We start from the raw sequence: 808 nt of genomic DNA, 5'->3' as shown, positions 1-808 counted from the left end.
AGAATATACATTGATATAATCAGATACATGTGCGTGAATGTTCATGTCGGCATCAATCGGCATCCCGCGGAATAATGTCGTGAACAGCACACCAAGCACAAACGGAGGAATCAGACTGCCGAAGAAAACGACCCAGTCCCAAACCTTTACCCATTTTAAATGATCCACCTTGCCGCGGAACTCAAACGCGACCCCGCGGCCCATTAACGCAAGCAGCACTATGACAAACGGAATGTAATAACCGCTCAGCATCGTTGCATACCAGTTTGGGAATGCCGCGAAAATGGCGCCTGCGCCAGTCAAAAGCCACACTTCATTCGCGTCCCAGAACGGCCCGATCGTGTTGATCAGCACTCTGCGTTCTAATTCATTATGGCCAAGAAAACGGGTCGCCATGCCGACCCCGAAATCAACGCCCTCCAAAAAGAAGAATCCTACAAACAATACAGCAACGAGTATAAACCAAAGATCATGAAGAGATGCCATGGTATACCTCCTGACTAAATGGATCTGTTGATACAGGAACATCATGATGATCACTATGCTCCGCACCTTTTTTAATCTCACGGATAAACAAGAAGACAAGCAGTGCACCAAGAATCATGTACATCACACCGAATGCGATGATTGAGAATAACAAGGAGCCCGCTGTTACGTTAGGTGACACAGATTGAGCGGTTGTCATTAACCCCATAACCGTCCAAGGCTGACGTCCGATTTCTGTCATAATCCAGCCCACGGAGTTCGCAAGAAACGGGAAGGAAATCAACGCGATCATGATGCGCAAATACCATTTGCTGTTTTCAAG

At 47.2% G+C, this 808-nt stretch carries 2 protein-coding genes; both read right to left on the bottom strand.

The window, feature by feature from the left end:
- Positions 1-486: cytochrome d ubiquinol oxidase subunit II (cydB, locus tag ACWHAR_RS25675; protein ID WP_452088257.1), on the bottom strand; the 486-nt coding region annotated here is incomplete at its 3' end.
- Positions 470-808: cytochrome ubiquinol oxidase subunit I (locus tag ACWHAR_RS25670; RefSeq protein ID WP_452088256.1), on the bottom strand; the 339-nt coding region annotated here is incomplete at its 5' end. The genes ACWHAR_RS25670 and cydB, both read right to left, overlap by 17 nt.

It is taken from the genome of Bacillus sp. LR--39 (assembly GCF_053613335.1).
This window is presented reverse-complemented; position numbering and strand designations above follow the sequence as displayed.